This window comes from Lysobacter lycopersici, assembly GCF_007556775.1.
In the GTDB taxonomy this organism is placed as follows: Bacteria; Pseudomonadota; Gammaproteobacteria; order Xanthomonadales; family Xanthomonadaceae; genus Pseudoluteimonas; species Pseudoluteimonas lycopersici.
In genome coordinates this window covers 566,657-592,808 of the sequence record NZ_CP041742.1, presented here as the reverse complement: position 1 = coordinate 592,808, position 26,152 = coordinate 566,657, and the positions used below count along the sequence as shown (strand labels likewise).

At 65.7% G+C, this 26,152-nt stretch carries 23 protein-coding genes and 2 tRNA genes; 14 read left to right on the top strand and 11 right to left on the bottom strand.

The window, feature by feature from the left end:
• Window positions 1-6: 6 nt before the first annotated feature.
• The 6 genes from moeB to FNZ56_RS03010 all read left to right on the top strand — a co-directional run bounded on the left by moeB (window position 7) and on the right by FNZ56_RS03010 (window position 7,675).
• On the top strand, window positions 7-1,143 hold the full coding sequence (moeB, locus tag FNZ56_RS03035; protein ID WP_143878436.1) for a molybdopterin-synthase adenylyltransferase MoeB: 1,137 nt from the start codon (window positions 7-9) through the stop codon (window positions 1,141-1,143).
• 45 nt (window positions 1,144-1,188) lie between these two features.
• The gene (locus tag FNZ56_RS03030; protein WP_143878435.1) at window positions 1,189-2,220 is read left to right on the top strand and encodes a DUF2272 domain-containing protein; all 1,032 of its coding nucleotides are present in this window, start codon (window positions 1,189-1,191) and stop codon (window positions 2,218-2,220) included.
• Window positions 2,221-2,264: 44 nt separating this feature from the next.
• Window positions 2,265-3,167, top strand: a complete 903-nt coding sequence (gene folD, locus FNZ56_RS03025) for a bifunctional methylenetetrahydrofolate dehydrogenase/methenyltetrahydrofolate cyclohydrolase FolD (RefSeq protein WP_143878434.1) — start codon at window positions 2,265-2,267, stop codon at window positions 3,165-3,167.
• Between the two features lie 82 nt (window positions 3,168-3,249).
• Window positions 3,250-4,707: an IMP dehydrogenase gene (guaB, locus tag FNZ56_RS03020; protein ID WP_143880244.1), complete on the top strand. Its 1,458-nt coding sequence runs from the start codon at window positions 3,250-3,252 to the stop codon at window positions 4,705-4,707.
• 142 nt (window positions 4,708-4,849) lie between these two features.
• Entirely contained in the window at window positions 4,850-6,415 is a 1,566-nt protein-coding gene (gene guaA / locus FNZ56_RS03015; RefSeq protein WP_143878433.1) for a glutamine-hydrolyzing GMP synthase, read from the top strand.
• A gap of 87 nt (window positions 6,416-6,502) precedes the next feature.
• On the top strand, window positions 6,503-7,675 hold the full coding sequence (locus tag FNZ56_RS03010; protein WP_143878432.1) for a hypothetical protein: 1,173 nt from the start codon (window positions 6,503-6,505) through the stop codon (window positions 7,673-7,675).
• A 172-nt stretch (window positions 7,676-7,847) separates the two neighbouring features.
• Here FNZ56_RS03010 and FNZ56_RS03005 read toward each other — a convergent pair whose 3' ends face one another.
• On the bottom strand, window positions 7,848-8,480 hold the full coding sequence (locus FNZ56_RS03005; RefSeq protein WP_143878431.1) for a TetR family transcriptional regulator: 633 nt from the start codon (window positions 8,478-8,480) through the stop codon (window positions 7,848-7,850).
• 132 nt (window positions 8,481-8,612) lie between these two features.
• Here FNZ56_RS03005 and FNZ56_RS03000 point away from each other — a divergent pair, with 132 nt between their 5' ends.
• From FNZ56_RS03000 to FNZ56_RS02975, 6 genes are all read left to right on the top strand, one after another.
• Window positions 8,613-9,269, top strand: a complete 657-nt coding sequence (locus FNZ56_RS03000) for an O-methyltransferase (RefSeq protein WP_143878430.1) — start codon at window positions 8,613-8,615, stop codon at window positions 9,267-9,269.
• A complete protein-coding gene (locus FNZ56_RS13060; protein WP_143880243.1) occupies window positions 9,217-9,363 on the top strand; it encodes a 4Fe-4S binding protein in 147 nt (48 codons plus the stop codon). Before FNZ56_RS03000 ends, FNZ56_RS13060 begins: the two co-directional genes overlap by 53 nt.
• A 37-nt stretch (window positions 9,364-9,400) precedes the next feature.
• Entirely contained in the window at window positions 9,401-10,264 is an 864-nt protein-coding gene (locus tag FNZ56_RS02990) for an SDR family oxidoreductase (protein WP_143878429.1), read from the top strand.
• 215 nt (window positions 10,265-10,479) lie between these two features.
• Window positions 10,480-10,986 carry a tRNA adenosine(34) deaminase TadA gene (gene tadA, locus FNZ56_RS02985; RefSeq protein WP_143878428.1) on the top strand — a complete coding sequence of 169 codons (507 nt, stop codon included), beginning with the start codon at window positions 10,480-10,482 and terminating at the stop codon, window positions 10,984-10,986.
• A gap of 83 nt (window positions 10,987-11,069) precedes the next feature.
• Complete coding sequence (orn, locus tag FNZ56_RS02980) at window positions 11,070-11,636, top strand: oligoribonuclease (RefSeq protein WP_143878427.1); 567 nt, start codon at window positions 11,070-11,072, stop codon at window positions 11,634-11,636.
• Between the two features lie 60 nt (window positions 11,637-11,696).
• Window positions 11,697-14,669, top strand: a complete 2,973-nt coding sequence (locus FNZ56_RS02975) for a ligand-binding sensor domain-containing diguanylate cyclase (protein ID WP_185970780.1) — start codon at window positions 11,697-11,699, stop codon at window positions 14,667-14,669.
• A 152-nt stretch (window positions 14,670-14,821) separates the two neighbouring features.
• Here FNZ56_RS02975 and ppsA read toward each other — a convergent pair whose 3' ends face one another.
• Window positions 14,822-17,197: a phosphoenolpyruvate synthase gene (gene ppsA, locus FNZ56_RS02970; RefSeq protein WP_143878425.1), complete on the bottom strand. Its 2,376-nt coding sequence runs from the start codon at window positions 17,195-17,197 to the stop codon at window positions 14,822-14,824.
• Window positions 17,198-17,300: 103 nt separating this feature from the next.
• Between ppsA and ppsR the strand changes: the two genes are divergently transcribed.
• Window positions 17,301-18,122: a posphoenolpyruvate synthetase regulatory kinase/phosphorylase PpsR gene (gene ppsR, locus FNZ56_RS02965; protein ID WP_143878424.1), complete on the top strand. Its 822-nt coding sequence runs from the start codon at window positions 17,301-17,303 to the stop codon at window positions 18,120-18,122.
• Between the two features lie 119 nt (window positions 18,123-18,241).
• Window positions 18,242-18,754, top strand: a complete 513-nt coding sequence (locus FNZ56_RS02960; RefSeq protein ID WP_143878423.1) for a DUF1249 domain-containing protein — start codon at window positions 18,242-18,244, stop codon at window positions 18,752-18,754.
• A 55-nt stretch (window positions 18,755-18,809) separates the two neighbouring features.
• Here FNZ56_RS02960 and FNZ56_RS02955 read toward each other — a convergent pair.
• The 9 genes from FNZ56_RS02955 to FNZ56_RS02915 form a co-directional block, all read right to left on the bottom strand.
• A tRNA-Glu gene (locus FNZ56_RS02955) sits at window positions 18,810-18,885 on the bottom strand.
• 46 nt (window positions 18,886-18,931) lie between these two features.
• Window positions 18,932-19,007, bottom strand: a tRNA-Ala gene (locus FNZ56_RS02950).
• Between the two features lie 53 nt (window positions 19,008-19,060).
• Window positions 19,061-19,885, bottom strand: a complete 825-nt coding sequence (locus FNZ56_RS02945) for a copper resistance protein B (RefSeq protein WP_143878422.1) — start codon at window positions 19,883-19,885, stop codon at window positions 19,061-19,063.
• On the bottom strand, window positions 19,882-21,630 hold the full coding sequence (locus tag FNZ56_RS02940) for a copper resistance system multicopper oxidase (RefSeq protein ID WP_143878421.1): 1,749 nt from the start codon (window positions 21,628-21,630) through the stop codon (window positions 19,882-19,884). The genes FNZ56_RS02945 and FNZ56_RS02940 overlap by 4 nt, the downstream gene beginning before the upstream one ends.
• Window positions 21,576-22,115, bottom strand: a complete 540-nt coding sequence (locus tag FNZ56_RS02935; protein ID WP_143878420.1) for a DUF4396 domain-containing protein — start codon at window positions 22,113-22,115, stop codon at window positions 21,576-21,578. The genes FNZ56_RS02940 and FNZ56_RS02935 overlap by 55 nt, the downstream gene beginning before the upstream one ends.
• Entirely contained in the window at window positions 22,112-22,522 is a 411-nt protein-coding gene (locus FNZ56_RS02930; protein ID WP_143878419.1) for a heavy metal-responsive transcriptional regulator, read from the bottom strand. Before FNZ56_RS02930 ends, FNZ56_RS02935 begins: the two co-directional genes overlap by 4 nt.
• A gap of 820 nt (window positions 22,523-23,342) precedes the next feature.
• Window positions 23,343-24,467 carry a zonular occludens toxin domain-containing protein gene (locus tag FNZ56_RS02925; protein WP_143878418.1) on the bottom strand — a complete coding sequence of 375 codons (1,125 nt, stop codon included), beginning with the start codon at window positions 24,465-24,467 and terminating at the stop codon, window positions 23,343-23,345.
• Window positions 24,464-24,769, bottom strand: coding sequence for a DUF2523 family protein (locus FNZ56_RS02920; RefSeq protein WP_185970778.1), 306 nt, complete (start codon window positions 24,767-24,769; stop codon window positions 24,464-24,466). Before FNZ56_RS02920 ends, FNZ56_RS02925 begins: the two co-directional genes overlap by 4 nt.
• Entirely contained in the window at window positions 24,769-26,127 is a 1,359-nt protein-coding gene (locus FNZ56_RS02915; protein ID WP_143878416.1) for a virulence factor TspB C-terminal domain-related protein, read from the bottom strand. Before FNZ56_RS02915 ends, FNZ56_RS02920 begins: the two co-directional genes overlap by 1 nt.
• Window positions 26,128-26,152 lie beyond the last annotated feature (25 nt).

The following is a 26,152-nucleotide window of genomic DNA, read 5'->3' as shown; positions in this document are numbered from 1 at the left end:
CGGCACATGCCGATCCAAGAAATCGCCCCAGACGAAGTTTCCCTGTACCTCCATCATGGCTGGGTCTTCATTGATGTTCGGGAAGCGCACGAGCGTGCACTCGGCATGGCTCAAGGTGCGCGGGGGATTGCGAAGACTGAGCTGGAAGCTGCGTCGGCGCACTTCCTGCCTGACAAAAGTGTCGGGGTCCTGCTGATTTGCCAAAGCGGGAAGCGTTCAGTTGATTGCGCGGGAAAACTGAAAGCGCTCGGCTACGAAAAAGTAATTTCTGTGGAAGGCGGAACGTCGCAATGGATCGCTGATGGCCTGCCGATCGAGATTCCCGAGACTGATGCCGACGCGAGGGATTTCAGCGAACGCTATTCGCGCCACCTGCGCCTGCAGGACGTTGGCCTCGAAGGCCAGAAGAAACTGGAGGCCGCGCGGGTGCTCGTGGTCGGCGCGGGCGGGCTCGGCTCGCCAGCCGCGTTCTACCTCGCCGCCGCGGGCGTGGGCACGCTGCGCATCGCCGACGACGACGTGGTCGACCGCAGCAACCTGCAACGGCAGATCCTGCATGCGGACGCGCGCATCGGCATGCCCAAGGTCGAATCCGCGGCGCTGGCGCTGTCCGCGCTCAATCCGCGCACGAAGATCGAAGCCATCGCCGAGCGCATCGTGTCCGCCAACGTCGAACGCATCCTCGAAGGCGTCGATGTCGTGGTCGACGGCGGCGACAATTTCCCGGTGCGTTACCTGCTCAACGATGCCTGCGTGAAGCTCGGCAAGCCGCTGGTGTACGGCGCGGTGCAGCGTTTCGAGGGGCAGGCGAGCGTGTTCGATGCCGGCCGGCATCGCGGAATCGCGCCGTGCTATCGCTGCCTGTTCCCGGAAGCGCCGCCGCCCGATGCCGCGCCCAATTGCGCCGAGGCCGGCGTGCTCGGCGTGCTGCCGGGCGTGATCGGCCTGTTGCAGGCCACCGAGGCGGTCAAGTTGATCCTCGGCATCGGCGCGCCGCTTGCCGGGCGGCTGCTGCAATTCGATGCGCTGGCGATGCGCTTTCGCGAAATCCGCCTGTCGCCGGACCCGCAATGTCCGGTTTGCGCCCCGGATTCCGCATTCACTGGTTACATCGATTACCACGCGTTCTGCGGGGCCGGCTGACGCATCGGGTTAGGATGCTTCCGTCGCCACGCGCATGGAGGCCCAATGCACCGACTGTCCCTGCTATTGCGTTCGCTGTTGCTGCTCACGCTGTTCTCGGCCCCATGGATGGCCCGCGCCGCCGGTTGCGTGAGCGCCCAGCCCGCGGGAACGGGGATGGAAGCGGCGAAGATCGCGGCGATCGCCTGCCGCGAAAACGCGCTGTGGTACAGCCCGTTCATCGATGCGAACGGACGCCTCGCCAGCAACACGGTGTCGGAAGCCGAAGGCGCGCGCCTGGGCGACGGCTATACCCCGGCATGGATGCGCGTGGTCGAATACTGGCGCGGCAGCGGGTTGCTTTCGCGCATGCAGCAGTTCGCCGGCGCATCGGATTGCAGCTACGTCGGTGGCGGCGGCTATTCCTCGCCGCAATGCCGTGCGTTCGTCATCGACCAGCCGTGGTCGGCGGCATTCGTGTCGTGGGTGATGGTCCAGGCCGGCTTGCCCGGCTTCAATCCGTCCGCCAGCCATTTCGGCTACGTGAGCGATGCTTTCCGCGGCGGCACCAGCCCCTATCGTTTCATGGATCCGGACCAGACCCCGGCCGCGGTCGGCGACCTGCTGTGCTACGTGCGTTCGAACGCGACGCAACTGGGATTCGCCGGACTGTCGGCGTTCATCGCGCGCGGCGGCCCCGGTGCGCTGAACATGCATTGCGACATCGTGGTATCGAACCAGTCCGGCATGCTCAGTCTGGTCGGCGGCAACGTGCTGCAGGGCGTGACCATGCGGCTGGTGCCGATCAACCGCAACGGCCTGCCGTGGAACCTGCCGCGCGGCACCGGCGCGAACACCACGTGCTGGCCTTCGAACCCGGATGGATGCAGCTTCAACCGCCACGATTGGTCGGTGCTGATGAAGCTGCGCCCGGATGCGGAACTGGCGACCCTGCCGGGTGCGGTGTTGCCGCCATCCTCGCCGATGGTCGTGCCGCAGCCGAGCCAGCAGTGCTGCGTCAACTGCGTGGTCGGCTCGGGAATCCCGCGTTGCCCGAATCCGAACACGCCGTCGGTGTTGCCGTCGGGCGGAGGTTGAGGCAGTTCGGCGATAATGCGCGCTCCCCGCCACGACCCCACGCAATGCCCGCACGCATCCTCGACGGCAAGCGCATCGCCGATGAACTTCTGGATGGCCTGAAGGCCCGCATCGACGCGCGCGTGGCCGCTGGCGGCTCGCGCCCGGGCCTTGCGGTGGTGCTGGTGGGTGGGGATCCGGCCTCGCAGAGCTATGTGCGCAACAAGCGCCGCGCCGCCAACAAGGTCGGCATCCGCGCCTTCGACCACGACCTGCCCGAAGGCACGACCGAAGCCGAGCTGCTGGCCCTGATCGACCACCTCAATGCCGATCCCGAAGTGCACGGCATCCTCGTGCAGTTGCCGCTGCCGGGCATTCCCGACGCCACCGCCCTGATCGAACGCATCGACCCGCGCAAGGACGTGGACGGCTTCCATCCACAGAATGTCGGCCACCTCGCGCTGCGCCAGTTCGGCCTGCGTCCGTGCACGCCGCGCGGCATCACCACGCTGCTGGCCTACACCGATCGACCGGTGCGCGGGCAGAGCGCGACGATCGTCGGCGTTTCCAACCACGTCGGCCGGCCGATGGCGATGGAACTGTGGATCGCCGGCTGCACCGTGACCAGTTGCCACAAATTCACCCCGCGCGAAGTGCTGGAAGCGGCGGTGCGCGGCGCCGACATCCTCGTGGTGGCGGTCGGAAAGCCCGACCTGATCCCGGGCGAATGGGTGAAGCCGGGCGCGGTGGTGATCGATGTCGGCATCAACCGCCTCGAGGACGGCCGCCTGGTCGGCGATGTCTGCTTCGCCAGCGCTGCCGAACGCGCCAGCTGGATCACCCCGGTGCCGGGCGGGGTGGGGCCGATGACCGTGGCCACGCTGATGCAAAACACGCTGGAGGCACTGGAGCTGGCCGAAGCGCCGCCGCAGCCGGAGCCGCAGGAAGCCCAGCCGCTGGGCCGCTGATGGGTATCCGGATCGCGGCCGCGGGAGTAGGCGGCGCAAAACCGTTACAATGGCGCGCTTCCCCACCGACCCGGGACTGCCGATGCTCCGCATCCAGGCTGAAGCACTGACGTACGACGACGTTTCCCTCGTCCCCGCGCATTCGACCGTCCTGCCCAAGGACGTCTCCCTCGAAACCCGCCTGACCCGCGACCTGCGCATCCGCCTGCCGATCGTCTCCGCGGCGATGGACACGGTGTCCGAAGCGCGACTCGCGGTCGCCCTCGCGCAGCTCGGCGGCATCTCGATCCTGCACAAGAACATGAGCGTCGAACGCCAGGCGGCGGAAGTCGCCAGGGTCAAGAACTTCGAAGCCGGCGTGATCCGGGAGCCGTTCACCGTCGGGCCGGAAACAACCATCGGCGAAGTGCTGCGCCTGACCCGCGCGCGCAACATTTCCGGCGTTCCGGTCGTGGATGGCGGCCAGCTGGTCGGCATCGTCACCGGCCGCGACATGCGCTTCGAGAAGAAGCTCGACGATCCGGTCCGCCACATCATGACCAAGCGCGACAAGCTGGTCACGGTGAAGGAGGGCGCCGGCGACGACGAGGTCATCGGTCTGCTGCACAAGCACCGCATCGAGAAGGTGCTGGTGGTGAACGACGAGTTCGCGCTGCGCGGCCTGATCACGGTCAAGGACATCCAGAAGAAATCCGACAACCCGAACGCGGCCTACGACTCGCACGAACGCCTGCTGGTCGGCGCCGCGGTCGGCGTCGGCGGCGACACCGAAGCGCGCATCGAGGCGCTGGTCGCGGCGGGCGTGGACGTGGTCATCGTCGACACCGCTCACGGCCATTCGCAGGGCGTGATCGATCGCGTCGCGTGGGTGAAGAAGACGTTCCCGAAACTGCAGGTGGTCGGCGGCAACATCGTCACCGGCGATGCCGCGCTGGCGTTGATGGACGCGGGCGCGGATGCGGTGAAGGTCGGCGTCGGCCCCGGTTCGATCTGCACCACGCGCGTGGTCGCCGGCGTGGGCGTGCCGCAGGTGACCGCGGTGTCGATGGTGGCCGAAGCGCTGCAGGACCGCATTCCGCTGATCGCCGATGGCGGCATCCGTTATTCCGGCGACATCGGCAAGGCGCTCGTCGCGGGCGCGTCGAGCGTGATGATCGGCGGCCTGTTCGCCGGCACCGAGGAATCGCCGGGCGAAATCGAACTGTTCCAGGGCCGCAGCTACAAGAGTTACCGCGGCATGGGTTCGCTGGGCGCGATGGAAAAGGGTTCGAAGGATCGCTATTTCCAGGATTCCTCCGACGCCGACAAGCTGGTGCCCGAAGGCATCGAAGGCCGCGTTCCGGTCCGCGGTCCGCTCAGCGGCGTGGTGCACCAGCTCGCCGGCGGCCTGCGCGCGACAATGGGTTACGTGGGCTGCGCGACCATCGAGGACATGCGCAAGAAGCCGCAGTTCGTGAAGGTGACTGGCGCGGGCCAGCGCGAGAGCCACGTGCACGACGTGCAGATCACCAAGGAACCGCCGAATTACCGGGTGGGTTGATGCCAGCGTTTTTGCCGTCATTCCCGCGAAAGCGGGAATCGCTCTCCAACAGCCGAATGGCTGGTAATCCAGTTTTTTGATTTTTTGAAAGCAACAACCAAGGCTGGATTCCCGCTTTCGCGGGAATGACGAGCAAGAGCAGATGACCGACCTTCACTCCGACAAAATCCTCATTCTCGATTTCGGCGCGCAGTACACGCAGCTGATCGCGCGGCGCATCCGCGAAATCGGCGTGTATTGCGAAATCTGGGCCTGGGACCATGATCCGGCCGAGATCGCGAAGTTCGGCGCGAAGGGCATCATCCTGTCCGGTGGCCCGGAGTCGACCACGGAGCAGGGTGCGCCGGCCGCGCCGCAACAGGTGTGGGATTCCGGCCTGCCATTGCTCGGCATTTGCTACGGCATGCAGACCATGGCCGCGCAACTTGGTGGCGCGACCGAAGCCGCGGACCAGCGCGAGTTCGGCCATGCGGAAGTCGAGATCGTCGCGACGAACAAACTGTTCGCCGGTCTGAGCGATCACGGCGGAAAGCCGCGCATCGATGTGTGGATGAGCCACGGCGATCACGTCGCCAAGGCGCCGCCCGGTTTCACTGTCACCGCGACTACGGACCGCATCCCGGTCGCGGCGATGTCGAACGAAGCGAAGCAGTGGTACGGCGTGCAGTTCCACCCGGAAGTGACGCACACCAAGCAAGGCCAGGAATTGCTGCGCCGCTTCGTCGTCGATATCTGCGGCTGCGCGACGCTGTGGACCTCTGCGAACATCATCGAGGACCAGATCGCGCGCGTGCGCGAACAGGTCGGTTCCGACGAAGTGATCCTCGGCCTGTCCGGTGGCGTGGATTCGTCCGTCGTTGCGGCGCTGCTGCACAAGGCCGTCGGCGAGCAGCTGACCTGCGTGTTCGTCGATACCGGCCTGCTGCGCTGGCAGGAAGGCGACCAAGTGATGGCGATGTTCGCCGAGCACATGGGCGTGAAAGTGGTACGGGTGAATGCCGCCGAGCGCTATTTTGCGAAGCTGAAAGGCGTCAGCGATCCCGAAGCCAAGCGCAAGATCATCGGCAATCTGTTCGTCGAGATCTTCGACGAAGAATCGAACAAGCTGAAGAACGCGAAGTGGCTGGCGCAGGGAACGATCTATCCGGACGTGATCGAATCGGCCGGCAGCAAGACCGGCAAGGCGCACGTCATCAAGAGCCACCACAACGTCGGTGGCTTGCCCGAGGGCATGAAGCTCAAGCTGGTCGAGCCGCTGCGCGAATTGTTCAAGGACGAGGTGCGCCGGCTCGGCGTGGAACTCGGCCTGCCGCGCGAGATGGTCTATCGCCATCCGTTCCCCGGCCCGGGACTTGGCGTCCGCATCCTCGGCGAGGTGAAGCCGGAATACGCCGAATTGCTGGCCAGGGCCGATGCAATCTTCATCGACGAACTGCGCAAGGCCGGGCTCTACGACAAGACCTCGCAGGCATTCGCGGTGTTCCTGCCGGTGAAATCGGTCGGCGTGGTCGGCGACGCGCGCGCCTACGAATGGGTGATCGCACTGCGCGCGGTCGAAACCATCGACTTCATGACCGCGCACTGGGCGCAGCTGCCGTACGATTTCCTCGGCACGGTGTCGAACCGCATCATTAATGAACTGCGCGGCGTATCGCGCGTGGTCTACGACATTTCCGGCAAGCCGCCGGCGACGATCGAGTGGGAATGAGCCGTCGCGCGTTCCGGGAGCGACAAACGGCGACGCCGTGACCAGGTGTCGGTGCTAGTCTCGGCGCCGGCTGGTCGGAGGTGTCCCATGCACGCCTGCTCGCATCGATTCGCGCTCGCCTTCCTGATCTTGCCCCTGTTCTCGATCGGTGGCATCGCCAGCGCGGCCGAGCGCGGCACCGCCGTTGGCCTCGGCAGGGTGCTGACGGCGCAGGGCGGCGGGCAGATCTTCGGCTTCGACATCAACCAGGCCGGCGACGAGGGCGTGCTGGCGAGCTCGGTGGACCTGCCTGGCGGCGGCAGGCTCGCCACGGTCGAAACCTTCGACCAGGATACGGGCCGCATCACGAAGACGGTAACGCGCCAACAGGGGAACACCAGCGAATACGGCGTGGATGGCATCTTCGCCGGCGACGTCGCGCTCCTCACCCATTACGTAACGCCGAGAGGGTCGATTTTCCCCAAGCGTTTCTACGAAACCATGAACCCGGTGACGGCGCAGCAGATCAATGGCACGTGGACGCCGCCGCTCGCGAACATCGACGTGCTCATGGCCGGCACCGATCAATCCACGGACGAAACCGTGCTGTTCGTCATCGAGTTGAAGCGGGCGGATCGCCCGAGCCTGGTGGTCACCGATATCGCCGCGAACACCAGCAAGGCGATTCCCCTGGATCCGGCCCTGTTCGGCATCGGCAACAGCGTGCACCTGGCCCAGTACACGGCCGCAAACCAGGCCGTGCTGGCATTGTCGCCAGATGCGGGAACGGTGCGCGGCCGGCCGCCGGTCATCGCCCTGGTCGACCTCGACACCGGCGCCATGGAACGGTTCGACGGCTACAACAACGGCTTCTTCCATTCGGGTTTCGTCAACGGCCTCGCCGTCGATCCGGAGACGGGCATCGCCGCCACGACGACGGAACTGAATTCGCAGGTCGAGTTCTACGACCTCAATACCAAAACCGGCATCAAGGCGGTGCAGCTTCCTTGCACCACCGACACCGACCAGGTCCACAGTGGTTCCAACATCGCGGTCGACCCGGTGAACAAGCTTTTCCTCGTGACCGAAACCACCTATTGCGACGGCCGGCACGGCAGCGCCATCGTGGTATACGACGAAGCCGGGAATTTCGTCGAAGCAATCACCGGCTTCAACTTCGCGATCGGCGAGCCGGCCCCGGTGCTCAATCCTTCCAAGCGCATGGGCTGGGTCTTCAGCGGACCGGAGGGGTTCAGCCAGTTGCAGCAATTCTTCTATTGAAGGAGCCGCTTGGGCGAAGCTCCGTTCACCATGTTGCACGCATCGAAGGACTTGCGTATCGCGCTTATTCGGAAATAAGCACGTCGCGGCAGCTATCGGTGGCTATCGCAGGTCGCCATCCATTGGTTGGCCAGCAGCCTGCCTTTCGCATGTGGCGTCTCCGGTGTTGCCTTCAGCGGCATCCAAGATCCTGGAGGTAGGCGCAAAACATGTCGGCCATCGCGTTGGCGAAAGCCTTGATCTCCGAGGGTGTGCGAGGGCTTCCCGAAAAGTCTTTTCCCACCGTGCTGAACGTCGTGGTGATCAAGTCGCCAGCCAGCTCGCGGGTTCCCTTCGACGCATTGGGCAACGCCTCTTGCATGAAGGCTTGGAATATCCGCTCTCCCGCATCCCGGGCCTTCTGCGCTTCGGGCGCATCGCGATAGAGCGGCGCGGCGTCGTTGAGCGCGACGCGCATCCCGGCTTCCTCGCACTCGGACTGGAGGAAGGCGTGGACCAGGGAACGCAGCCGCTCGAGCGGTGGCTTCCGGTCATCTTCGAGGATGCCGCGTAGCAACTTCGTCGTCTGTTCCCACTCGTCGCTCTGAAGCCGGAACAGGATCGACGCCTTGTTCGGGAAGTACTGATACACGGAGCCGACGCTGACGCCGGCCTTCTCGGCGACCCGCGCGGTCGTGAAACGGTGCGCGCCTTCCTTGGCCAAAACCTGAGTAGCGGCCTCCAGGATCGCTGCGACGAGTTCGGTCGAGCGGGCCTGCTGCGGCTGTTTTCGCGAGGAAATCTGCGGTGCCCGGCGTTGTGTCATGGACGTGTTCCAGCGCGAAAGCCAATGCGAATAGCGAACATGACGAACTCGTCGTATTCTTTAAACGCGACGAATCAATCGCATCCTAGCCCGGCGCCGCCGGGCGCTCAACACCGGTAACCGGAGAACCGAATGACAACCCTGACCGCTGCACCCGTGGCGCCGCTGCTGGACCGACTGTTCAAGGAGGCCGATGCGGCGACGAGCCCGGAACTGGCCAAGATGTCCCGCGAGGAACTCATGCGCGTGATGCACAGCAAGACCGAGTACCTGGACTACTACGGGCGCCTGAAAGACCTCTGGCTTCCGGTGTCGCGGGAGACCGGCGCATTGCTCTACATGCTGGCCCGAAGCACGAATGCGCGCACGGTCGTTGAGTTCGGGACCTCGTTCGGCATCTCGACCCTGCACTTGGCCGCGGCCCTGCGCGACAACGGCGGTGGCTGCCTCATCACCAGCGAGTTCGAGCCGTCCAAGGTGGCGCGCGCACGGGAACACCTGACCTCGGGCGGTCTCATCGACTTGGTGGAGATTCGGGCAGGAGATGCGCTCGACACGCTGAGCGTCGATCTCCCCGAAAGCATCGACCTGTTGCTCCTTGACGGCGCCAAGGCGCTCTACGGCGACATCCTGAACCTGGTCGAGAACCGTCTGCGGCCTGGCGCGCTCATCGTCGCCGACAACGCCGACTACAGCCCCGAGTACCTGGAGCGCGTGCGCTCGCCCAAGGGCGGCTATCTATCCACACCGGTCGGCGGGGACGTCGAACTCTCCGTGCGGCTCGGCTGAAGCGGCCTGCGCAACAGGCCGCGGTTGCGGATTTTGCGTTGAAGCCTGCCCGGAACGGGCGATCCGGCTGCAACGGCGCGACAGAGCCGCTTGACCCTTTGCTTCGACAACCCACTTTGGAGGTTCGGCAGATGCACGTTTTCGTTACTGGCGCCACGGGCTGGGTCGGGTCCGCCGTGGTCGAGGAGTTGATCGACGCCGGCCACAAGGTCACGGGACTTGCCCGTTCCGCCGAGAAGGGAGCCGGGCTTGCCGATGTCGGCGCGAAAGTCGTCCTGGCGACGCTCGACGACCTCGATGTCCTGCGTGCCGCCGCCTCAACGGCCGATGCGGTGATCCATACCGCATGGGGCAGCGACTATTCCAGGTTCATCGAGAACTGCGAACAGGACCGTCGCGTGATCGACGCGCTGGGCGCTGCGCTGGAAGGTTCGAACCGTCCACTGCTGGTGACATCTGGCCTGCTCGGTCTGCCGCGCGGGGCCACGGAATCGGATTTGCCCAACCCGGCATCGCCGCGCAAGTCCGAAGCCACTGCACGCGCATGGGCCGAGCGCGGCGTGCGTGCGGCGACTGTGCGCCTGGCTCCGTCGGTGCACGGCCTCGGCGATCATGGCTTCATGCCGCTTCTGATTCGCATGGCGAGGCAGAAGGGCGTATCGGCCTACCTGGGCGACGGCCAGAACTGCTGGGCCGGCGTATACCGGCGGGATGCAGCGCGCGTCTTCCATCTTGCACTGGAGCAGGGCGTGACCGAATCGGTCTATCACGCCGTCGCGGACGAAGCGGTGCCCTTCAATGCCATCGCCGAAATCATCGCCAGCCGCCTGGGCCTGCCGGCCGAGGCCCGCGAATCCGGGCACTTCGGCTGGTTCGCCCACTTCGCCGGCGCAATCATGTCCGTTTCGAGCGCGCGCACGCGCGAGCTGCTGGATTGGAAGCCGCAAGGCCCGGGCCTGCTCACGGACCTGGACCAGCCAGGCTATTACCCATAAGCCAGCCCCATGCAACCGCACCGCATCTCGCAGGAACCTGGAGAGGCTGGCTACGCTATCCTAGGCGCAGCTTGGCAACGAGCCGGCGCCGCGCAAGCCTGTCCCGGCAAATGATGCGCTTTAGTGAGGGTAAGACCACGGTGAAGGCGGATGTCGATCAAGGCCAATCCCTTCAATTGCACGGGCTTGCGTGACTCGTTGAAGATCGAGTGGCAATGAGCATCTCCGGCGAGCAGGGGATTGAAAATCCCCGTGTCGATGACGAACACCGGATGCGCCACGCGCTCGCGCTCGCCGAACGCGCGCAGCGCGAGGACGACGAAATCCCGGTCGGCGCGCTGGTGATCGATGCCGACGGCAAGGTCGTCGGCGAGGGCTGGAACCGCAACATCGCCGAATCCGACCCCAGCGCCCACGCCGAAATCGTGGCGATGCGCAGGGCGGGGCAGGCGCTTGGCAACCACCGCCTCGTTGGCTGCACGCTGTACGTGACGCTGGAACCCTGCGCGATGTGCGCGATGGCGGCGGTGCATGCACGCCTCGCGCGGGTGGTGTTCGGTGCGTTCGACCCCAAGACCGGCGCCGCCGGCAGCGTCTTCGACCTGCTCGCCGATCCGCGCCACAACCACCGGGTCGAGGTCGTTGGCGGGGTCCTCGGGGACGAGGCCGGCGCGATGCTGAGCGGCTGGTTTCGCGCCAAACGCTCGAAACCGGCGTCCTGAACGGATCGTTCCCCGCGACACGCGGTGGAAGCTTCGCGGGACGGCACCGGTATCATGCCCGGACTGTCCGGAACCTTGTCCCCATGCCCGAAGCCGCCAGCGATCGCCTGATCTGGATCGACCTCGAGATGACCGGGCTGGATCCGGATCGCGACACCATCCTCGAGATCGCGACCGTCGTCACCGACGCCCAACTCAACGTGCTGGCGGAAGGGCCGGAGCTCGCCGTCGCGCAGCCGTTGCCGGTACTCGAGGCGATGGACGAATGGAACCGCACGCATCATTCGCGTTCGGGCCTGTGGCGCCGGGTACTGGAGGAGGGCGTGCCGATCGCCGCGGCGGAAGCGCGCACGCTGGAATTCCTCGCGCAATGGGTGCCGGCCAATACCTCGCCGATGTGCGGCAATTCGATCTGCCAGGACCGGCGCTTCCTGCACCGGCGGATGCCGGCGCTGGAATGCCACTTCCACTACCGCAACCTCGACGTCAGCACGATCAAGGAACTGGCCCGGCGCTGGGCGCCGCAGGTACACGCGGGCTTCAGCAAGGTCGCGGCGCACACCGCGCTCAGCGACGTGCGCGATTCCATCGAGGAATTGCGGCACTATCGCCGGTACATGGGCACGCTCGCGGGCATGCCCGGCGACTGAGGACGGGGAGGGCGGATGCGGGGGGCATCTGTTGCGAAGGGACGGCGAATCCACGCGCGCGTGGCATGGTGCTGCCTGTTGCTCGCCGTTGCCGCGGTTTTCCCGCTGTTCGCGCAAGGCCTGCCCGCGGCTGGATCGGGCGACAAGCCGCTCACCGCCTTCTTCCGCGAGACCTGGACCACGCGCCAGGGGCTTCCGCACAACCAGGTCAACTCGATCGCGCAGACGCCCGACGGTTACCTCTGGTTCGGAACCTGGGAAGGGTTGGTCCGCTACGACGGCCTGGAGTTCCACGTCTTCGACCGGCGCAACACCCCTGCGCTGAAGGACAACGGCATCCGTTCGGTGCGCACGATGCCGGACGGCACCATCGTGATCGGCACTTCGCGCGGCGGCGTCAGCGTCAAGCGCGGCGACCAATGGCGGCACTGGAGCATGGCCGACGGCCTCGCCCAGGACGAGATCATGGACGCGGTGTACGACCGCGCGGGCCGGTTGTGGGTGGCGACGGAGAATTCCGGCATCAGCGTGGTGCGCGCCCCGGGCCAGGCCGTGCATTACGACTCGCGCAACGGCCTGCCTTCGGACGTGGTGTATTCGCTGTTCGAGGATCGCGATGGTTCGATGTGGGTCGCCACCGCGGCCGGCATCGCGCATTTCGCGGAGGGCAGGAAGCCGGAGCGTTTCGGCGCCGGATCCGGATTGCCGGAGGCGCCGGCGTTCCACCTGCTGCAGGATGCGAAGGGCGAACTCTACGTCGGCACCGAGCGCGGCCTGTACCGGCGCGATGGCGCGCGTTTCGTGCCGGTATCGCCGTTGCTGCCGCAGGACGGCGTTCCCAGCATGGCGCTGGATGCCGCCGGCAACCTGTGGATCGGCACGGTCAACAACGGCTTGCTGCGGCTGGCGAAATCCGGCGTCGATCACTTCAGCAGCCAGCGTGGCTTGCCCAACAACCGCGTCGCGGCGCTGATGGTCGACAGCGAGGGCAGCATCTGGGCCGGCACGAACGGCGGACTGCTGCGCCTGAGCGATGCGCCGTTCAGCACCTGGAACGGCGACCAGGGCCTGAGCGACGACTACGTGCGCGCACTGGCCGAAGGCCGCGACGGTTCGCTGTGGATCGGCACCAGCCGCGGCCTCAACCGCATCCGCGACGGCAAGGTGGAAGCCAGTTACACCAGCGCCGATGGCCTACCCAGCGATTCGATCCTGAGCCTGCTGGAAGACCATGACGGCAGCCTGTGGGCGGGAACCTACACCGCGGGCCTGCTGCGCCTGCGCGACGGCAAGGTGGTCGCGCATTACGACAACGCCGGCGGAATGCCCGGCAGCAACCAGGTGCGCGCGCTCGAACAGGCACCGGACGGCACGCTGTGGATCGGTACCACGCGCGGGCTGGTGCGCATGCGCAACGGCGCCTATCGCCTGTTCGGCGCGAAGGATGGCTTGCCGCGCGAATTCATCATGGCCCTGCACCTGGCGCGTGACGGCAGCCTGTGGGTCGGCACCGCGAACGGTTCGGCGCGCATCGTCGGCGAGCGCGTGCAGCCGATCGACGCGAGCAGTGTCAGCGAGGCGCAGGACGTGTTCGGTTTCCACGAGGACGCCGACGGCACCATCTGGATGGCCAGCGACCGCGGCCTGTTGCGTTACCGCGACGGCAAGTTGCAGGCGCTGGGGCTGGCGCAGGGCTTGCCGATCGACACCCTGTTCGCGGTGGTCGACGACGGCATCGGTGGGCTCTGGCTCACTTCCAACCGTGGTGTGATGCGCGTGCGCCGCAGCGATGCTGAAGCGGTCCTGGACGGGCGCGCGAAAACGCTTTCGCCCGACCATTTCAGCGAAGCCGACGGCCTCGCCAGCGCGCAGTGCAATGGCGGCGCCGGCCCTTCGGCCTTGCTCGATCGCCGCGGCGACCTCTGGGTCGCCACCGCCGGCGGCGCCGCGGTGCTCGATCCGACTGCGCTCGGCAACTACCACCGCCATGTCCCGCCGGTGGTCGTCGAACAGGTGCTGGCGAACGATGCGCCGGTCCCTTCGGGCGGGCCGCTGCGCCTGCCGGCAGGCACCAGCAAGCTCGAATTCCATTACGCCAGCCCGAGCTTCCGCATGCCGCGCTTCCTGCGCTACCGCTACAAGCTGGAAGGCGTGGATCGCGGCTGGATCGACCGCGGCAACCAGCGCGTCGCGCAATACACCAACCTCGGGCCCGGCCGTTACCGCTTCCTGATCGGGGTCTCGGCCCCGAGCCTCGGCCAGGGCTGGAATGCCACCCGCCCGACCGCGCTGGAAATCGAGATCGCGCCGCTGCTGTGGCAGCGCGGTTGGTTCCAGGCCGCGTTGGTGCTGCTGGCGGGCCTGCTCGTGGTCGCGTTCTACCGCTGGCGTTCGCGCCACCTGCGGCGTCGCGCGCTGCAACTGGAAGCCATCGTCGACCAGCGGACCCGCGACCTGCGCGAGCAGACCGATCGACTGATGCAGGCGGACCACGATAAATCCATGCTGCTGGCGAAGCTGCAGGAGCAGTCCGAAGCCTTCGAACGACAGGCGCTGGAGGACGCGCTCACCGGCCTCGCCAACCGCCGCAGCATCAACGAGGAACTCGCCCGCGCCTTCGACCGGGCGATGCACGCCGGCACGCCGCTCAGCTTCGCCTTGCTCGACCTCGACCACTTCAAGCGCATCAACGACACCTATTCGCACCTGGCCGGGGACCACGCGCTGGTCGTGGTCGCCGGCGTGCTGACCGCGGAAGCGGGCGCGTCGGGCACGGTCGCGCGCTGGGGCGGCGAGGAATTCGCGGTGCTGTTCGAAGGCGTCGGCCTCGACGCGGCGCGAGCTTGCTGCGAACGCCTGCGCGAAGCGGTGGAACGGCTGGATTGCAGCGCCTTCGCACCGGGCTGGAAGATGTCGATCAGCGGCGGCGTGGTCGAACGCACCGGCCTCGCGTACTACGAAAAACTGGTCAGCCGCGCCGACGACCTGTTGTACGAGGCCAAGCGGGAAGGCCGCAACCGAATCCGCGGTTGATCAACCAATCCCGAGGCCTATTGCGCTCGGCGTTTCATCGCCGTCCGCTGCTCGGAATCCTCATGTATTTGCACATACATTCCGGTTCCTGCGCTGCGGGCGGCTTCGAAACGTCATCGCTCACGACCGCCTCGGAATAGGTTGATTCCGGACTATTGCTTCGATTTGGATTTCGCCAGCGCCAGCCAGGTGTCGACCACGGTGTCCGGGTTCAGCGACACCGATTCGATGCCCTGTTCCATCAACCACTGCGCGAGGTCCGGATGGTCGCTCGGCCCCTGGCCGCAGATGCCGACGTACTTGCCCTTGGCGCGCGCGGTGGCGATCGCCATGGCCAGCATCTTCTTCACCGCCGGATCGCGTTCGTCGAACAGGCCAGCAACAATCGCCGAATCGCGATCGAGGCCGAGCGTGAGCTGGGTCATGTCGTTGGAACCGATCGAGAAACCGTCGAAGATGTCGAGGAATTCGTCGGCGAGCAGGGCATTCGACGGCAGTTCGCACATCATGATCACTTTCAAACCGTTCTCGCCCTGGACGAGGCCGTTGTCGCGCAACACGTCCATCACCTTGCGGCCTTCGTCGAGCGTGCGCACGAACGGGATCATCACCCAAAGGTTGTCGAGGCCCATGTCCTCGCGCACGCGCTTGACCGCCCTGCATTCCAGCGCGAAGGCGTCGCGGAACGAAGGATCGACGTAGCGGCTGGCGCCGCGGAAGCCGATCATCGGGTTTTCCTCGTGCGGTTCGTACTTCGAACCGCCGATCAGGTTGGCGTACTCGTTCGACTTGAAGTCGGACAGGCGCACGATCACCGGCTTGGGCGCGACCGAAGCGGTGATGGTGGCGATGCCTTCGGCCAGCCGGTCGACGTAGAAATCCACCGGGTTGGCATAACCGGCGATGCGCGCGTCGATCTTCTTCTTCGTTTCGGCGTCCTGGCGGTCGTATTCCAGCAACGCCTTCGGGTGCACGCCGATGTGGCTGGCGATGATCATCTCCAGCCGGGCCAGGCCGATGCCGGCATTCGGCAGCATGCCGAAGTCGAAGGCACGGTCGGGGTTGGCCACGTTCATCATGATCTTGAGCGGCGCCGGCGGCATGTTGCCGAGGTCGGTGGTCGTGCGCTCGAAGGGCAGTGCGCCGGCATAGATGAAACCGGTATCGCCCTCGGCGCAACTCACCGTGATCGGGTCGCCGTCCTGGATCGTGTCCAGCGCGTTGCCGGTGCCGACGACCGCGGGCACGCCGAGCTCGCGCGCGATGATCGCGGCGTGGCAGGTGCGGCCGCCGCGGTTGGTGACGATGGCGGCGGAGCGCTTCATCACCGGTTCCCAGTCGGGATCGGTCATGTCCGCGACCAGCACGTCGCCCGGCTGCACGCGCTTCATGTCGTCGAGCGAACGCACCACGCGCGCGGTGCCGCTGCCGATCTTGCTGCCGATGGCGCGGCCTTCGGCCAGCACTTCGCCGCGTTGTTGCAGCGAATAGCGTTCGATCTGCGTGGCCTGCGCGCGCGACTTCACCGTTTCCGGGCGCGCCTGCAGGATGTAGAGCTTGCCGGTGTTGCCGTCCTTGCCCCACTCGACGTCCATCGGGCGGCCGTAGTGCGCCTCGATCACCAGCGCCTGCTTGGCCAGTTCCTGCACGTCGGCATCGGCGATGGAGAATTTCGAACGCAGTTCCGCCGGCGTGTCCTCGGTGCGAACGCGTTCGCCCGCTACGTTCGAATACACCATTCGCAGTTGCTTGCTGCCCAGCGAACGACGCAGGATCGCCGGCTTCCCGGCCTTGAGCGTGGGCTTGTAGACGTAGAACTCGTCGGGATTCACCGCACCCTGCACGACCATCTCGCCGAGGCCGTAGCTCGCCGTGACGAAGACCACGTCGCGGAAGCCGGATTCGGTATCGAGGGTGAACAGCACGCCGGAGGCGCCGACGTCGGAGCGCACCATCAATTGCACGCCGGCGGAGAGGAACACGTCCTCGTGGGCGAAACCGTGGTGGACGCGGTAGGCGATGGCGCGGTCGTTGTAGAGGCTGGCGAAGACTTCCTTGACCTTGTGCACCACATCGTCGGCGCCGGTCACGTTGAGGAAAGTTTCCTGCTGGCCGGCGAACGAGGCGTCGGGCAGGTCTTCGGCGGTGGCGGAGGAGCGCACCGCGACCGCAATGTCGGCGGCACCGGCGTCGGCGCAGAGTTTCGCGTAGGCGGCGCGGATGTCTGCATCGAGGCCGGGCTGCAGCGGGGCGTCGATCACCCAGCCGCGGATTTCCGCACCCGCGCGGGTGAGTGCGGGCACGTCCTCGACATCGATGGTCGCCAGCTTGTCGTAGATGCGCTGGTGCAGGTCGTTGTGCGCGATGAAGGCCTTGAACGCGTCCGCCGTGGTGGCGAAGCCGCCCGGCACGGAGACGCCGAGCCCGGAGAGTTCGCCGATCATTTCGCCCAGCGAGGAATTCTTGCCGCCCACCTGGGCGAGATCGGACAGGCGCAGGTCGTGCAGCCAGAGGACGTTGCTGGTCAAGGCGGACTCCGTGGGGCAGGGCGGCGTGGGGCCGGACGCGCGGCGGGAAAGCCGCTATTTTAGCAGTGCGGCCGCCATGGCCGAGCCTGGGCCAGAACCCGCCATGACCGCAGCGCGCCCGGTGTTCTACGTCTCCGACGGCACCGGCATCACCGCCGAGACCATCGGACACAGCCTGCTGACCCAATTCACCGGGACCCGCTTCGCCACCGACCGCATTCCGTTCGTGGATACCGTCGACAAGGCCCGCAGCGTCGCCGCCCGCATCCGCGCCGCGGGCGAGGCCGCGGGCCTGCGTCCGGTGATCGTCAGTTCCTGCGTGGACGCGGAGTTGATCCAGGCCCTGGGCGAAAGCGGCGCGCTGGTGCTGGACGTGTTCGCCCCCTACATCGCCCCGATGGAACAGGAACTCGGCCTCAAGCGCATGCCGCAGGTGGGCCAGGCGCACGGCATCGTCGATTTCGACACCTACCACCGCCGCATCAACGCGATGAACTACGCGCTGACCCACGACGACGGCATGCGCCTGGACTACGCGGAGGCCGACCTGATCCTGGTCGGCGTTTCGCGCGCGGGCAAGACCCCGACCTGCGTCTACCTGGCGCTGCACTACGGCATCCGCGCCGCGAATTACCCGCTGACCGACGACGACCTCGATTCCGACCGGCTGCCGGCGAAACTGCAAGCCTATCGGCGCAAGCTGTTCGGCCTGACCATCGATCCCGAACGCCTGCAGCAGATCCGCCAGGAACGACGGCCGAATTCGCGCTATTCGCAGCTGGAGACGTGCAGGCGCGAAGTGGCGCAGGCCGAGGCCATGTTCCAGGTGGAACGCATCCCGGTGCTGAGCACGACGCACGCATCCATCGAGGAAATCGCGAGCCGGGTGCTGGAATCGCTGGGCATCAACCGCGAGATGTTCTGAACGCGGATCGCGGAAACGAAAAACCCGCGCAATGCGCGGGCCGGGAATCCCAAGTTATCCCCGAAGCGCGATTCCGTCAATGCTGCCCGCGATGCGTTTTCGCGCGTAGCATCGGGCCCATGGCACAAGTGCTCGCACGCGCCACGCGCATCCCCAGGCTCGGCCGTTTCGGCTGGCTGATGGCCCTGTACGCGGAAAACCACCGCAAGCTGGTGCGCTTGTTCGAACCCGGGGACCTCGCGGCCGGAAGCTACGCGTCCTCGATCGGCGATGGCCTCGACCTGCGACTGGACGTGCTCGAGCAGCATCGTTACACCAGCGAATTGCGCATGACCTACACGGTGGTGGACGCCGCCACCGGCGCGCCGGATCCGTCGGCGTTCATCCGCCTGTACCGCGACGCGCACCAGGCCGAGGCGACGCATTGCCACGTCGGTCGGCGCTGGCAGGATGCGATCGGCATGTATCCGCCGACCGATACGCTGATCCGCCATCGCCTGCGCATGAACACCTTCCTCGGCAAGTGGTTGGATTACCTCGCCGAGCAGGGCCATGGCGTCGCGCGCCTGCAACCGCTGGCGGATGCGCCGGTGCTGGTGGATGTCCCGGCGCGGCGCGCATCCGACGCCTGAATCGCCGTTCATTCCGCAAAAAAGAAAACGCCCGCTTGCGCGGGCGTTTCGATGTTGGCGTCCCCACGGGGATTCGAACCCCGGTCGCTACCGTGAAAGGGTAATGTCCTAGGCCTCTAGACGATGGGGACACGGTGAAGCTTTGTTCCAGAATCCCGACGGCCTAAGCCGGGAAGGTGGTGGAGCCAGCCGGGATCGAACCGGCGACCTCCTGCATGCCATGCAGGCGCTCTCCCAGCTGAGCTATGGCCCCACGGCTGGAAAGCGCGAAATTTTAACGGCGCCGATTCCGGACCGCAAGCGGAATCAGAACCAGCCACGGATCCCGGCGACCCAGTGCCCGCCGGCCCCGCCGCCATGCATGCCCGTCGTGGACCACTCGTAGCCGAAGTAGGGCGCGAACTGGCGCGTGAATTCGTAGCGCAGGCGCAGCCCGGCCTCGAAGGAATCGCGCGGCGCGTCGTGTCCGGCATAGGCATCGGCTTCCAGTCGTGGCTGCAGGACGAGGCGTTGCGTCAGCAACAGGTCGTAGCTGGCTTCGGCACGCGCGCCGATCCCGTCTTCGCCGGCATAGAGCGTGGCGGCGATGTCGATCTTGTACGGCGCCATGCCTTCGACGCCCAGCGCCAGCCAGTCGCGGTGTTCGCCTTCGCCGAAATCGTGGCGCACGCCCAGGGTGCGGTTCCACCACGGGCCGGTGGCGTGCGACCACAGCAGTTCGAGTTCGCCGTCGCGGGTGTCGCCCCCGATGCGTTCGCCGCGACTGCGCCATTCGAAACGATCGCGACGACCCCCGGCCCAACCGTGCAGTTCCCACGCGAGTCCGTTCGCATCGTCGTCGCGGAAGGCTTCCAGCCGGTCGAATGCCAGCGTGGCGATGAACGGGTCGTCGTCCATGTGCTCGCGCATGTCCATGCCGTCGAGGTCGGGGAAGGCCCGCGCGCGTTCTTCCGCGGTCGGCGGCGGCAGGGCGGGGGAGGGCGAAGGCGGTTGGGGCTGCTGCATCATCCGGGCATGTTCCTCGGCGCTCATTCCCGGCATGCCTTGCATCGACGACATATCGTGGCCTTCGTGCTGCGCCCACGCGGCCGGCGCAACAAGCGCGAAGGCGAGGGCTGGAATGCGCTTCATGCGTCCACCCGCACTTCGCGGAACATGCCGAGCTCCATGTGCAGCAGCATGTGGCAGTGGTAGGCCCAGCGCCCGAGTGCGTCGGCGCGGACGCGATAGCTGCGCGAATGTCCCGGCGGCACCGTCACGGTGTGGCGGCGCACGCGGAATGCACCATCCTCGTTCTCGATGTCGCTCCACATCCCGTGCAGGTGGATCGGGTGTTCCATCATCGTGTCGTTGATGAGCACGATGCGCAGGCGTTCGCCGTAATCGAAGCGGATCGGTTGCGATTCCGAAAACGGCACGCCATCGAACCCCCAGGCGTAGCGCTCCATGCTGCCGGTCAGGTGCAGTTCCAGCGTGCGCCCCGGTTCGCGACCATCGGGGTCGGCGAAATCGCTGCGCAGGTCGGAAAGCGTGAGCACGCGGCGACCATTGCCGCGCAGTCCGACGCCGGGATCGTCCTGCGCCTTCGAGACCGACGTCGCGCGCATATCGATCCATGGCGAATTCGGCAACGGCTTCGATTCGGCCATGCCGTGCGCCATGCCCGGCATGGAATGATCCATCTTCGACATGTCGTGGCCGGCGCCGTGGTCCATGCCCATGTCGGTCATGGTCAGCAGCGGTCGTGGATCAAGCGCGGGAACGGGAGCGGACAGTCCATATCGCGGCGCCAGGGTGGCGCGCGCATAACCGCCGCGATCCATCGCCTGGGCGAAGATCGTGTACGGGTGGTCCTGCGGTTCCACGATGATATCCAGCGTTTCAGCGGCCGCGATCCGGAATTCGTCGACGCTCACCGGGTGCACGCGCTGGCCGTCGGCGGCGACCACGATCATCTTCAGGCCGGGGATGCGTACGTCGAAATAGGTCATCGCCGAACCGTTGATGAAACGCAGGCGCACGCGTTCGCCGCGCGCGAACAGTGCAGTCCAGTTCGCGTCAGGCGCCTGTCCGTTGACGAGATAGGTATAGGTCGCCGCACCGACATCGGCGAGGTCCGTCGGACTCATGCGCATGCGGCCCCACATCGCGCGGTCGGCGCGGGTCGCGGGCCAACCGTCGCGTCGGGCATCGCGCAGCAGGTCGCCGACCGTGCGGCGATGGCGGTTGTAGATGTCGGATTCGATCAGCAGCTTGCGCTGGATCGCGTGCGGATCCTCGTCGCTCCAATCCGACAGCAATACGACGTGCTCGCGGTCGGCGGCGATGCCGTCGGGTTCGCGCGGGTCGATGACGATGGCGCCATAGACGCCCTGCGCTTCCTGCAGGCTGGAATGCGCGTGGTACCAGTACGTCCCGGCCTGTTGCACCGGGAAGCGGTAGAGATAGCTGCCGCCCGGTGCTATGCCGTGGAAGCTCAATCCCGGCACGCCGTCCATGTCCGCCGGCAGCAGGATGCCGTGCCAGTGCAGCGAGGTCATTTCGTGCAGCGAGTTGTTGACGCGCAGCGAAACCGTGTTGCCTTCGCGCCAGCGCAGCGTCGGTGCCGGCAGCGAACCGTTCACCGTCTTCGCCCAGGCGCGACGACCGCTCAGGTTCACCGGCAATGCGCCGACGTCGAGCACGAAGTTCGTGCCGCGCAATTCGGGAATGGCATGAGCTTGCACGTTTTGCGCGAACAGGCCGCGGGGCAGGGCGGCCGCGCCGGCGATGGCCAGCGTGCTGGTGACGAAACGGCGACGCGCGGGATCGAACGGCGCGTTCAATGGCAGGGCGCCTTGATCTGCTTGCGCAGCAGCCACCAGTTGACCGGCCATGCGGCGAGGAAACCCGCGGGCGCGGCCAATGCAAAGCTCGTCCAGAACTGCGGCGCAAACACCGATTTCACGCCCATGCCACCGGACAGGTAATCGACCACGTTCATCGCGATTTCCATCACGCCGATCGACACCGCTTCGCCCAGCCAGATGGTTCGCAGCGCGTGTATGAAATTCATGCCGCGCTTCACCAGCGGCCACAGGCCGAGGCTGAATCCGCTGGCGTAGGACAAGGTCGTCGCGAGCACGACCGTTTGCCATGCGGCGAGTCCAAGGCCCACGCCGATCAGCAGGCCGGCGATTTCGCCGATGACGCAGCCGGTCAGGCAATGCAGGGTCGCGTGCGCGGCGATGCGCACCGGCGTATCGCCATGGCCGCCGTGTGCGTGGTGTGAATGTGCTTCGACTTTCGCGACGGATTCGTGATGGCAGCAGGCATGCGCCGCATCGACCTGCGAATGATCGTGGTTGGCGTGTTCGCTCATGACGAAGCCTCCGCGCTCGTGCCCAGCACGCGCTGGATGATCGGACAGCCGTCGAGCGATCCGTGCCCGGAGCACGAGTCCGCCAATTCGGCCAGCGAGGCGCGCAAGGCCTGCAGTTCGCGCAGCTTGGCGTCCACGTCGGCGAGCCGGCGCTCGGTCAGCGCCCGGACCTCGGCGCGGTCCGTATCCGGGTCGGCATTCAGCCGTAACAGTTCGCGGGTTTCCTCCAGGGTGAAGCCAAGCGCCTTGCAGCGGCGCACGAACAGCAACTGCTGCAGCTCGTCGTTGCCGTAATCGCGATAGCCGGATGGCCGTCGTGCCGGCGGCGGCAACAAGCCCTGGCGTTCGTAGTAGCGGACCGTATCGACTGCGACGCCAGCCTGGCCGGCGAGATGTCCGATGCGCATTGGAATCCCTTGAATCGGAAGGAGTGGGCCAAGCGTAAACCTTGGACTCTGGTCCAGAGTCAACTCTCCGATACTTCGCATAATGCATCTTATGTAAAATTGTCTAGGAGGTTTCTGATGTGGTGGCGCGGCCTTGCCCTATGGCTGGACTGGAAATTCCGCCGCACGGTCTCAGGCCCGGACTGCATCGAGGCCTGAACATGACCGCCTGCCGCGTCTGCCACCACGAATTCAGCGACGCGCACTACCAGCGCGTCGTGTACGGCACAGCGCCTCTCTACGGCCCGTGGCATGGCTGGCGCACCGCCGGGCGGTACCTGGTCGCGCCAAGCGGCGAACGCCTCACCGTCGAGCGCGTGTTGGGACTGCTATGGGCTGAGAAGAATCGCCGGCGAATTCCCGTCGACGGGAATCAAACGACTGTTTTACTCGATCGAGTTAAGCGATCGATACCGGCGCGGGAGCGGTTCGAAGGGTCGGCATAATCCCCGCAAGGGGGACACCATGACAAAAGGACAATGGGAAGCGACGGCGTGGATCGTGCTGGCCGTGTCGATCGCAACGAACGCCGCGCAATACCTCAAGCACCGAAGCGACCGAGAGGCCGTCAGAGAGCAGGCCTTCGAAGCTTGCGCGGACATTCTGCACAAGCGCACTTTGGACGATGGCTACCGCGCACGAACACCTGCAGCGCGGCAACCCTCAGCACCGCTCGGCCAGAACGAGCGGTGTATCGGCGGGCAGCGATTCCGGAAGGACGGCAACGCCTGGACGCAAGTCGCAGGGCGTTGCGATTAGAGCAGGTCAGCAGGGAAGCGCTCTACTTCGCGTCGAGCGTGCCGTAGCTGGCCAGCGTGCCGAACGGTTGAGAATTCCCGCCGGAGAGCGTCGGCGTGTCCGCTGGCGCGTCCACAGGCGGCGGATCTTCATTCACCGCGAGCCGTTCGACCTCAGGCTTGCGGAACGGATTGTAGATTTCACCTTGCGCAGCAAGTTGAGCGCAGGACTTCACCGGCATGGCGTAAGTCGTGCCCTGCTCCGTGACGCAGGAACAGGTTTCATCGCGGACGGTGCCGGAAGCATCGACGCCCGCAGATGACGACATACAGAACACGCGAGGGTCAGCCACCACCTGCCGGCCATCGAAGGCCGGCGCCGTCCATGGCGCTGCAGGGATACGCGGCGTCACCTGATGAATGTATTCCTCAGCCGTTGCGTAGCTGATTGTGCGCTTGCCAGAGCGAACTGGGTCAGCCGGCGTGCCGCCTACGGCTGGCACGCCGGCCTGATCCCGAGTTTCGCCTGATGGCTTGCCGCCGATGCTGTGCGCTCGGTGAATGGCGAACCAGAACAGCCCCGCGAGAACGATGAGAGAGACCGCGACCAGTTTGAGCTTGCGGGGCACCTTGGGCTTGATGGTGTGCACCTCGGCGCTGTCGTAGTCGGCGAAGTCGGAGGATGGGAACAGGAACACCGACTGGTCGGCCTCACTACGTGTCGTCGCGTCCTCGGGATCATCCATGCACCGCTTCCACGTCCACATGCGGGAAGCCTTACCGCCAACCTCGAGCATGAGATGGTGGTGCAGATCGACAAGGCCGCGGATGTGCTTATCGAGGTACGTCGGCTGCTGCGTCAGCAGAACGATGGTGATCCCGAGATGGCGCTGGGTTTCCATCGCCTGCACTTCCGCAGGAGGATCGCCAGAGCGACGAGAACGCCAGAAGCGTTGCGCTTCATCGACGAACAGGATCGATCCGGTGGGCAGGCTCTCCCATTCGCGCGGGTTGTCGAGTACCTGGACACCCTGTACGCGAAGACCGTTGAAATTCGACGCGAACACCGGACGGCCAGCAGCGATTTCCTGCTTCATCAAGCCAACCGCTTTCAGGGACTTCCCATTGCCACGCTTGCCGGTGATGAGAACCGTGGTCTCGCCGATCATGTCGTGCCCGTCAGTCGCTTGAGAATAAGGCGCTTCGCAAATGCGGCAGCGTAGGCGGAAACGATGATCGAGCAATACACATCGATCCGGAAGAAACCGACCCACGCCGCCGCATTCGCAGGCAGGCCACCGAACCCTTGTTCGAAGTACGAGGTAACCGCGGGCAAGGCGTACTGCTGAGTTCCGAAGCCAATGCCGAGGAACACCAGCGTGGAAACGACCCACATGCCGGCGCGCGAGAACACCAAGCGCGAGAGGCCCGCCAGCAACGGCGAGATGAATTCAAGGAGCAGCGCCCACATTAGCGGTTCCCCCCGAATATCCATGCCGCCTGCGCAAGCGCAGCAAGGATGACCAGAGCGCCGATGACTTCGCCCAGGTCGCACATGCCGGAGGTATCGATCGTGCGGGTTTGGCCGGCGATGGTGAAGGTCGGCGGCGCGGGACAGCTTCGCGCGAGGCCGAAGCCGGACTGATCCAGTTCAGTGTTGAGGTCATCATCCTGAAAAATCGACCCCGGCGTCGTCTGGCCGGTGGCAGAGCCATCGTCGAGATCGCCTGTACCGTTGTGACCGGTCAGGTCGCCATGCAGCGTGTCGAGCTTTCCATTCGTCTCGCTCAAGTCCATGTTCGAAGAATTCGGATTGCCCGGCGGCAGACCGCCGTTCGCATTGCCCTGCAACGCACAACGTATCGCCCAAGTCTGGAAAAGCATTGAGGCGAGAATTTGATTCCCAGTAGAGACAGGTGGCGTGTTGCAGTCACCGCCGCCGCTCGACTGGTCGCTGTTTGGTTTCGTGTCGTCGCACGCAGGCGTGCCGGCAACACCGCAATCTGGCTTGCCATCGCCATTGTCGTCCGAACCGTCGTCGTTTCCATCGCCGTCGTTGTCGCCCTGCCCGTTCGAACCTCCGCCCGTGCTGCCGGGATTATTCGGAGCGCCGTCATTCGCGTCGCTCGTACCGTCGCCATCGGAATCCGGCGGAGGCGTGGCGCCTGGAGAGGGAGTGCTCGGCCCTGCGGTGCAGGTCATGCCGGTGGCCGTCCAGCCGTCTGTGGAGATATAGACGATGCCGTCGATTTTCTTATAGGTAACGTAACCGCCGTTGTGCAGAATCGGCGTATTGAGGAACTCGCAGCCACCAGAACAGACGCTAACCACCCCCGACTCATAACTCCCCGTAGGTGATTCGAACCAGCCACCGGAGAGAGGTGGATCGTTAACACTGCAAGGCTCCTTGCAGGTGTGTGTGTTGTCGTCCCACGTCGTGCCTGCTGGGCACTCGGTAGTCCAAGAGTGTTCGTTGTCGTGAGCGGTTTCATAGGTCGAGATCGAACATTGCGTAAGCCCAGGTTTTAGACACTGCTTGTATTCACCGCGCTCGCGGTAGGCCTTGGGAACGGACGCGTAGATGTAGCAATAACCGCCCTTCGTCAGCGTGTATTGCCATTGAGTTGTATTAGTTTGAGATGCAGAAAACCACACGGAAACGTTGTTCGTTGCTTGGGAAAGGCAGTGCGAATACGCCTCCTGGCGCGAAGGATGGTTATCGACCGCGGCCCTCGCGTTGCACGCGTAGAGACTCAGCAGCACCACCAGCGCATAGGCGCAGCGTCGCACAAGCGCGGACACGAAAACGCGCGCGAGCCAGTTATTCATCCCAACCCCGCACGGCGAGCCAGAA

Bases quoted from the DNA above. Each gene is read 5' to 3' on its own strand.
- moeB (WP_143878436.1), top strand. From the start codon at position 7: ATGCCGATCCAAGAAATCGCCCCAGACGAAGTTTCCCTGTACCTCCAT.
- FNZ56_RS03030 (WP_143878435.1), top strand. From the start codon at position 1,189: ATGCACCGACTGTCCCTGCTATTGCGTTCGCTGTTGCTGCTCACGCTG.
- folD (WP_143878434.1), top strand. From the start codon at position 2,265: ATGCCCGCACGCATCCTCGACGGCAAGCGCATCGCCGATGAACTTCTG.
- guaB (WP_143880244.1), top strand. From the start codon at position 3,250: ATGCTCCGCATCCAGGCTGAAGCACTGACGTACGACGACGTTTCCCTC.
- guaA (WP_143878433.1), top strand. From the start codon at position 4,850: ATGACCGACCTTCACTCCGACAAAATCCTCATTCTCGATTTCGGCGCG.
- FNZ56_RS03010 (WP_143878432.1), top strand. From the start codon at position 6,503: ATGCACGCCTGCTCGCATCGATTCGCGCTCGCCTTCCTGATCTTGCCC.
- FNZ56_RS03005 (WP_143878431.1), bottom strand. From the start codon at position 8,480: ATGACACAACGCCGGGCACCGCAGATTTCCTCGCGAAAACAGCCGCAG.
- FNZ56_RS03000 (WP_143878430.1), top strand. From the start codon at position 8,613: ATGACAACCCTGACCGCTGCACCCGTGGCGCCGCTGCTGGACCGACTG.
- FNZ56_RS02990 (WP_143878429.1), top strand. From the start codon at position 9,401: ATGCACGTTTTCGTTACTGGCGCCACGGGCTGGGTCGGGTCCGCCGTG.
- tadA (WP_143878428.1), top strand. From the start codon at position 10,480: ATGAGCATCTCCGGCGAGCAGGGGATTGAAAATCCCCGTGTCGATGAC.
- orn (WP_143878427.1), top strand. From the start codon at position 11,070: ATGCCCGAAGCCGCCAGCGATCGCCTGATCTGGATCGACCTCGAGATG.
- ppsR (WP_143878424.1), top strand. From the start codon at position 17,301: ATGACCGCAGCGCGCCCGGTGTTCTACGTCTCCGACGGCACCGGCATC.
- FNZ56_RS02960 (WP_143878423.1), top strand. From the start codon at position 18,242: ATGGCACAAGTGCTCGCACGCGCCACGCGCATCCCCAGGCTCGGCCGT.
- FNZ56_RS02945 (WP_143878422.1), bottom strand. From the start codon at position 19,885: ATGAAGCGCATTCCAGCCCTCGCCTTCGCGCTTGTTGCGCCGGCCGCG.
- FNZ56_RS02940 (WP_143878421.1), bottom strand. From the start codon at position 21,630: ATGGCCGGTCAACTGGTGGCTGCTGCGCAAGCAGATCAAGGCGCCCTG.
- FNZ56_RS02935 (WP_143878420.1), bottom strand. From the start codon at position 22,115: ATGAGCGAACACGCCAACCACGATCATTCGCAGGTCGATGCGGCGCAT.
- FNZ56_RS02930 (WP_143878419.1), bottom strand. From the start codon at position 22,522: ATGCGCATCGGACATCTCGCCGGCCAGGCTGGCGTCGCAGTCGATACG.
- FNZ56_RS02925 (WP_143878418.1), bottom strand. From the start codon at position 24,467: ATGATCGGCGAGACCACGGTTCTCATCACCGGCAAGCGTGGCAATGGG.
- FNZ56_RS02920 (WP_185970778.1), bottom strand. From the start codon at position 24,769: ATGTGGGCGCTGCTCCTTGAATTCATCTCGCCGTTGCTGGCGGGCCTC.
- FNZ56_RS02915 (WP_143878416.1), bottom strand. From the start codon at position 26,127: ATGAATAACTGGCTCGCGCGCGTTTTCGTGTCCGCGCTTGTGCGACGC.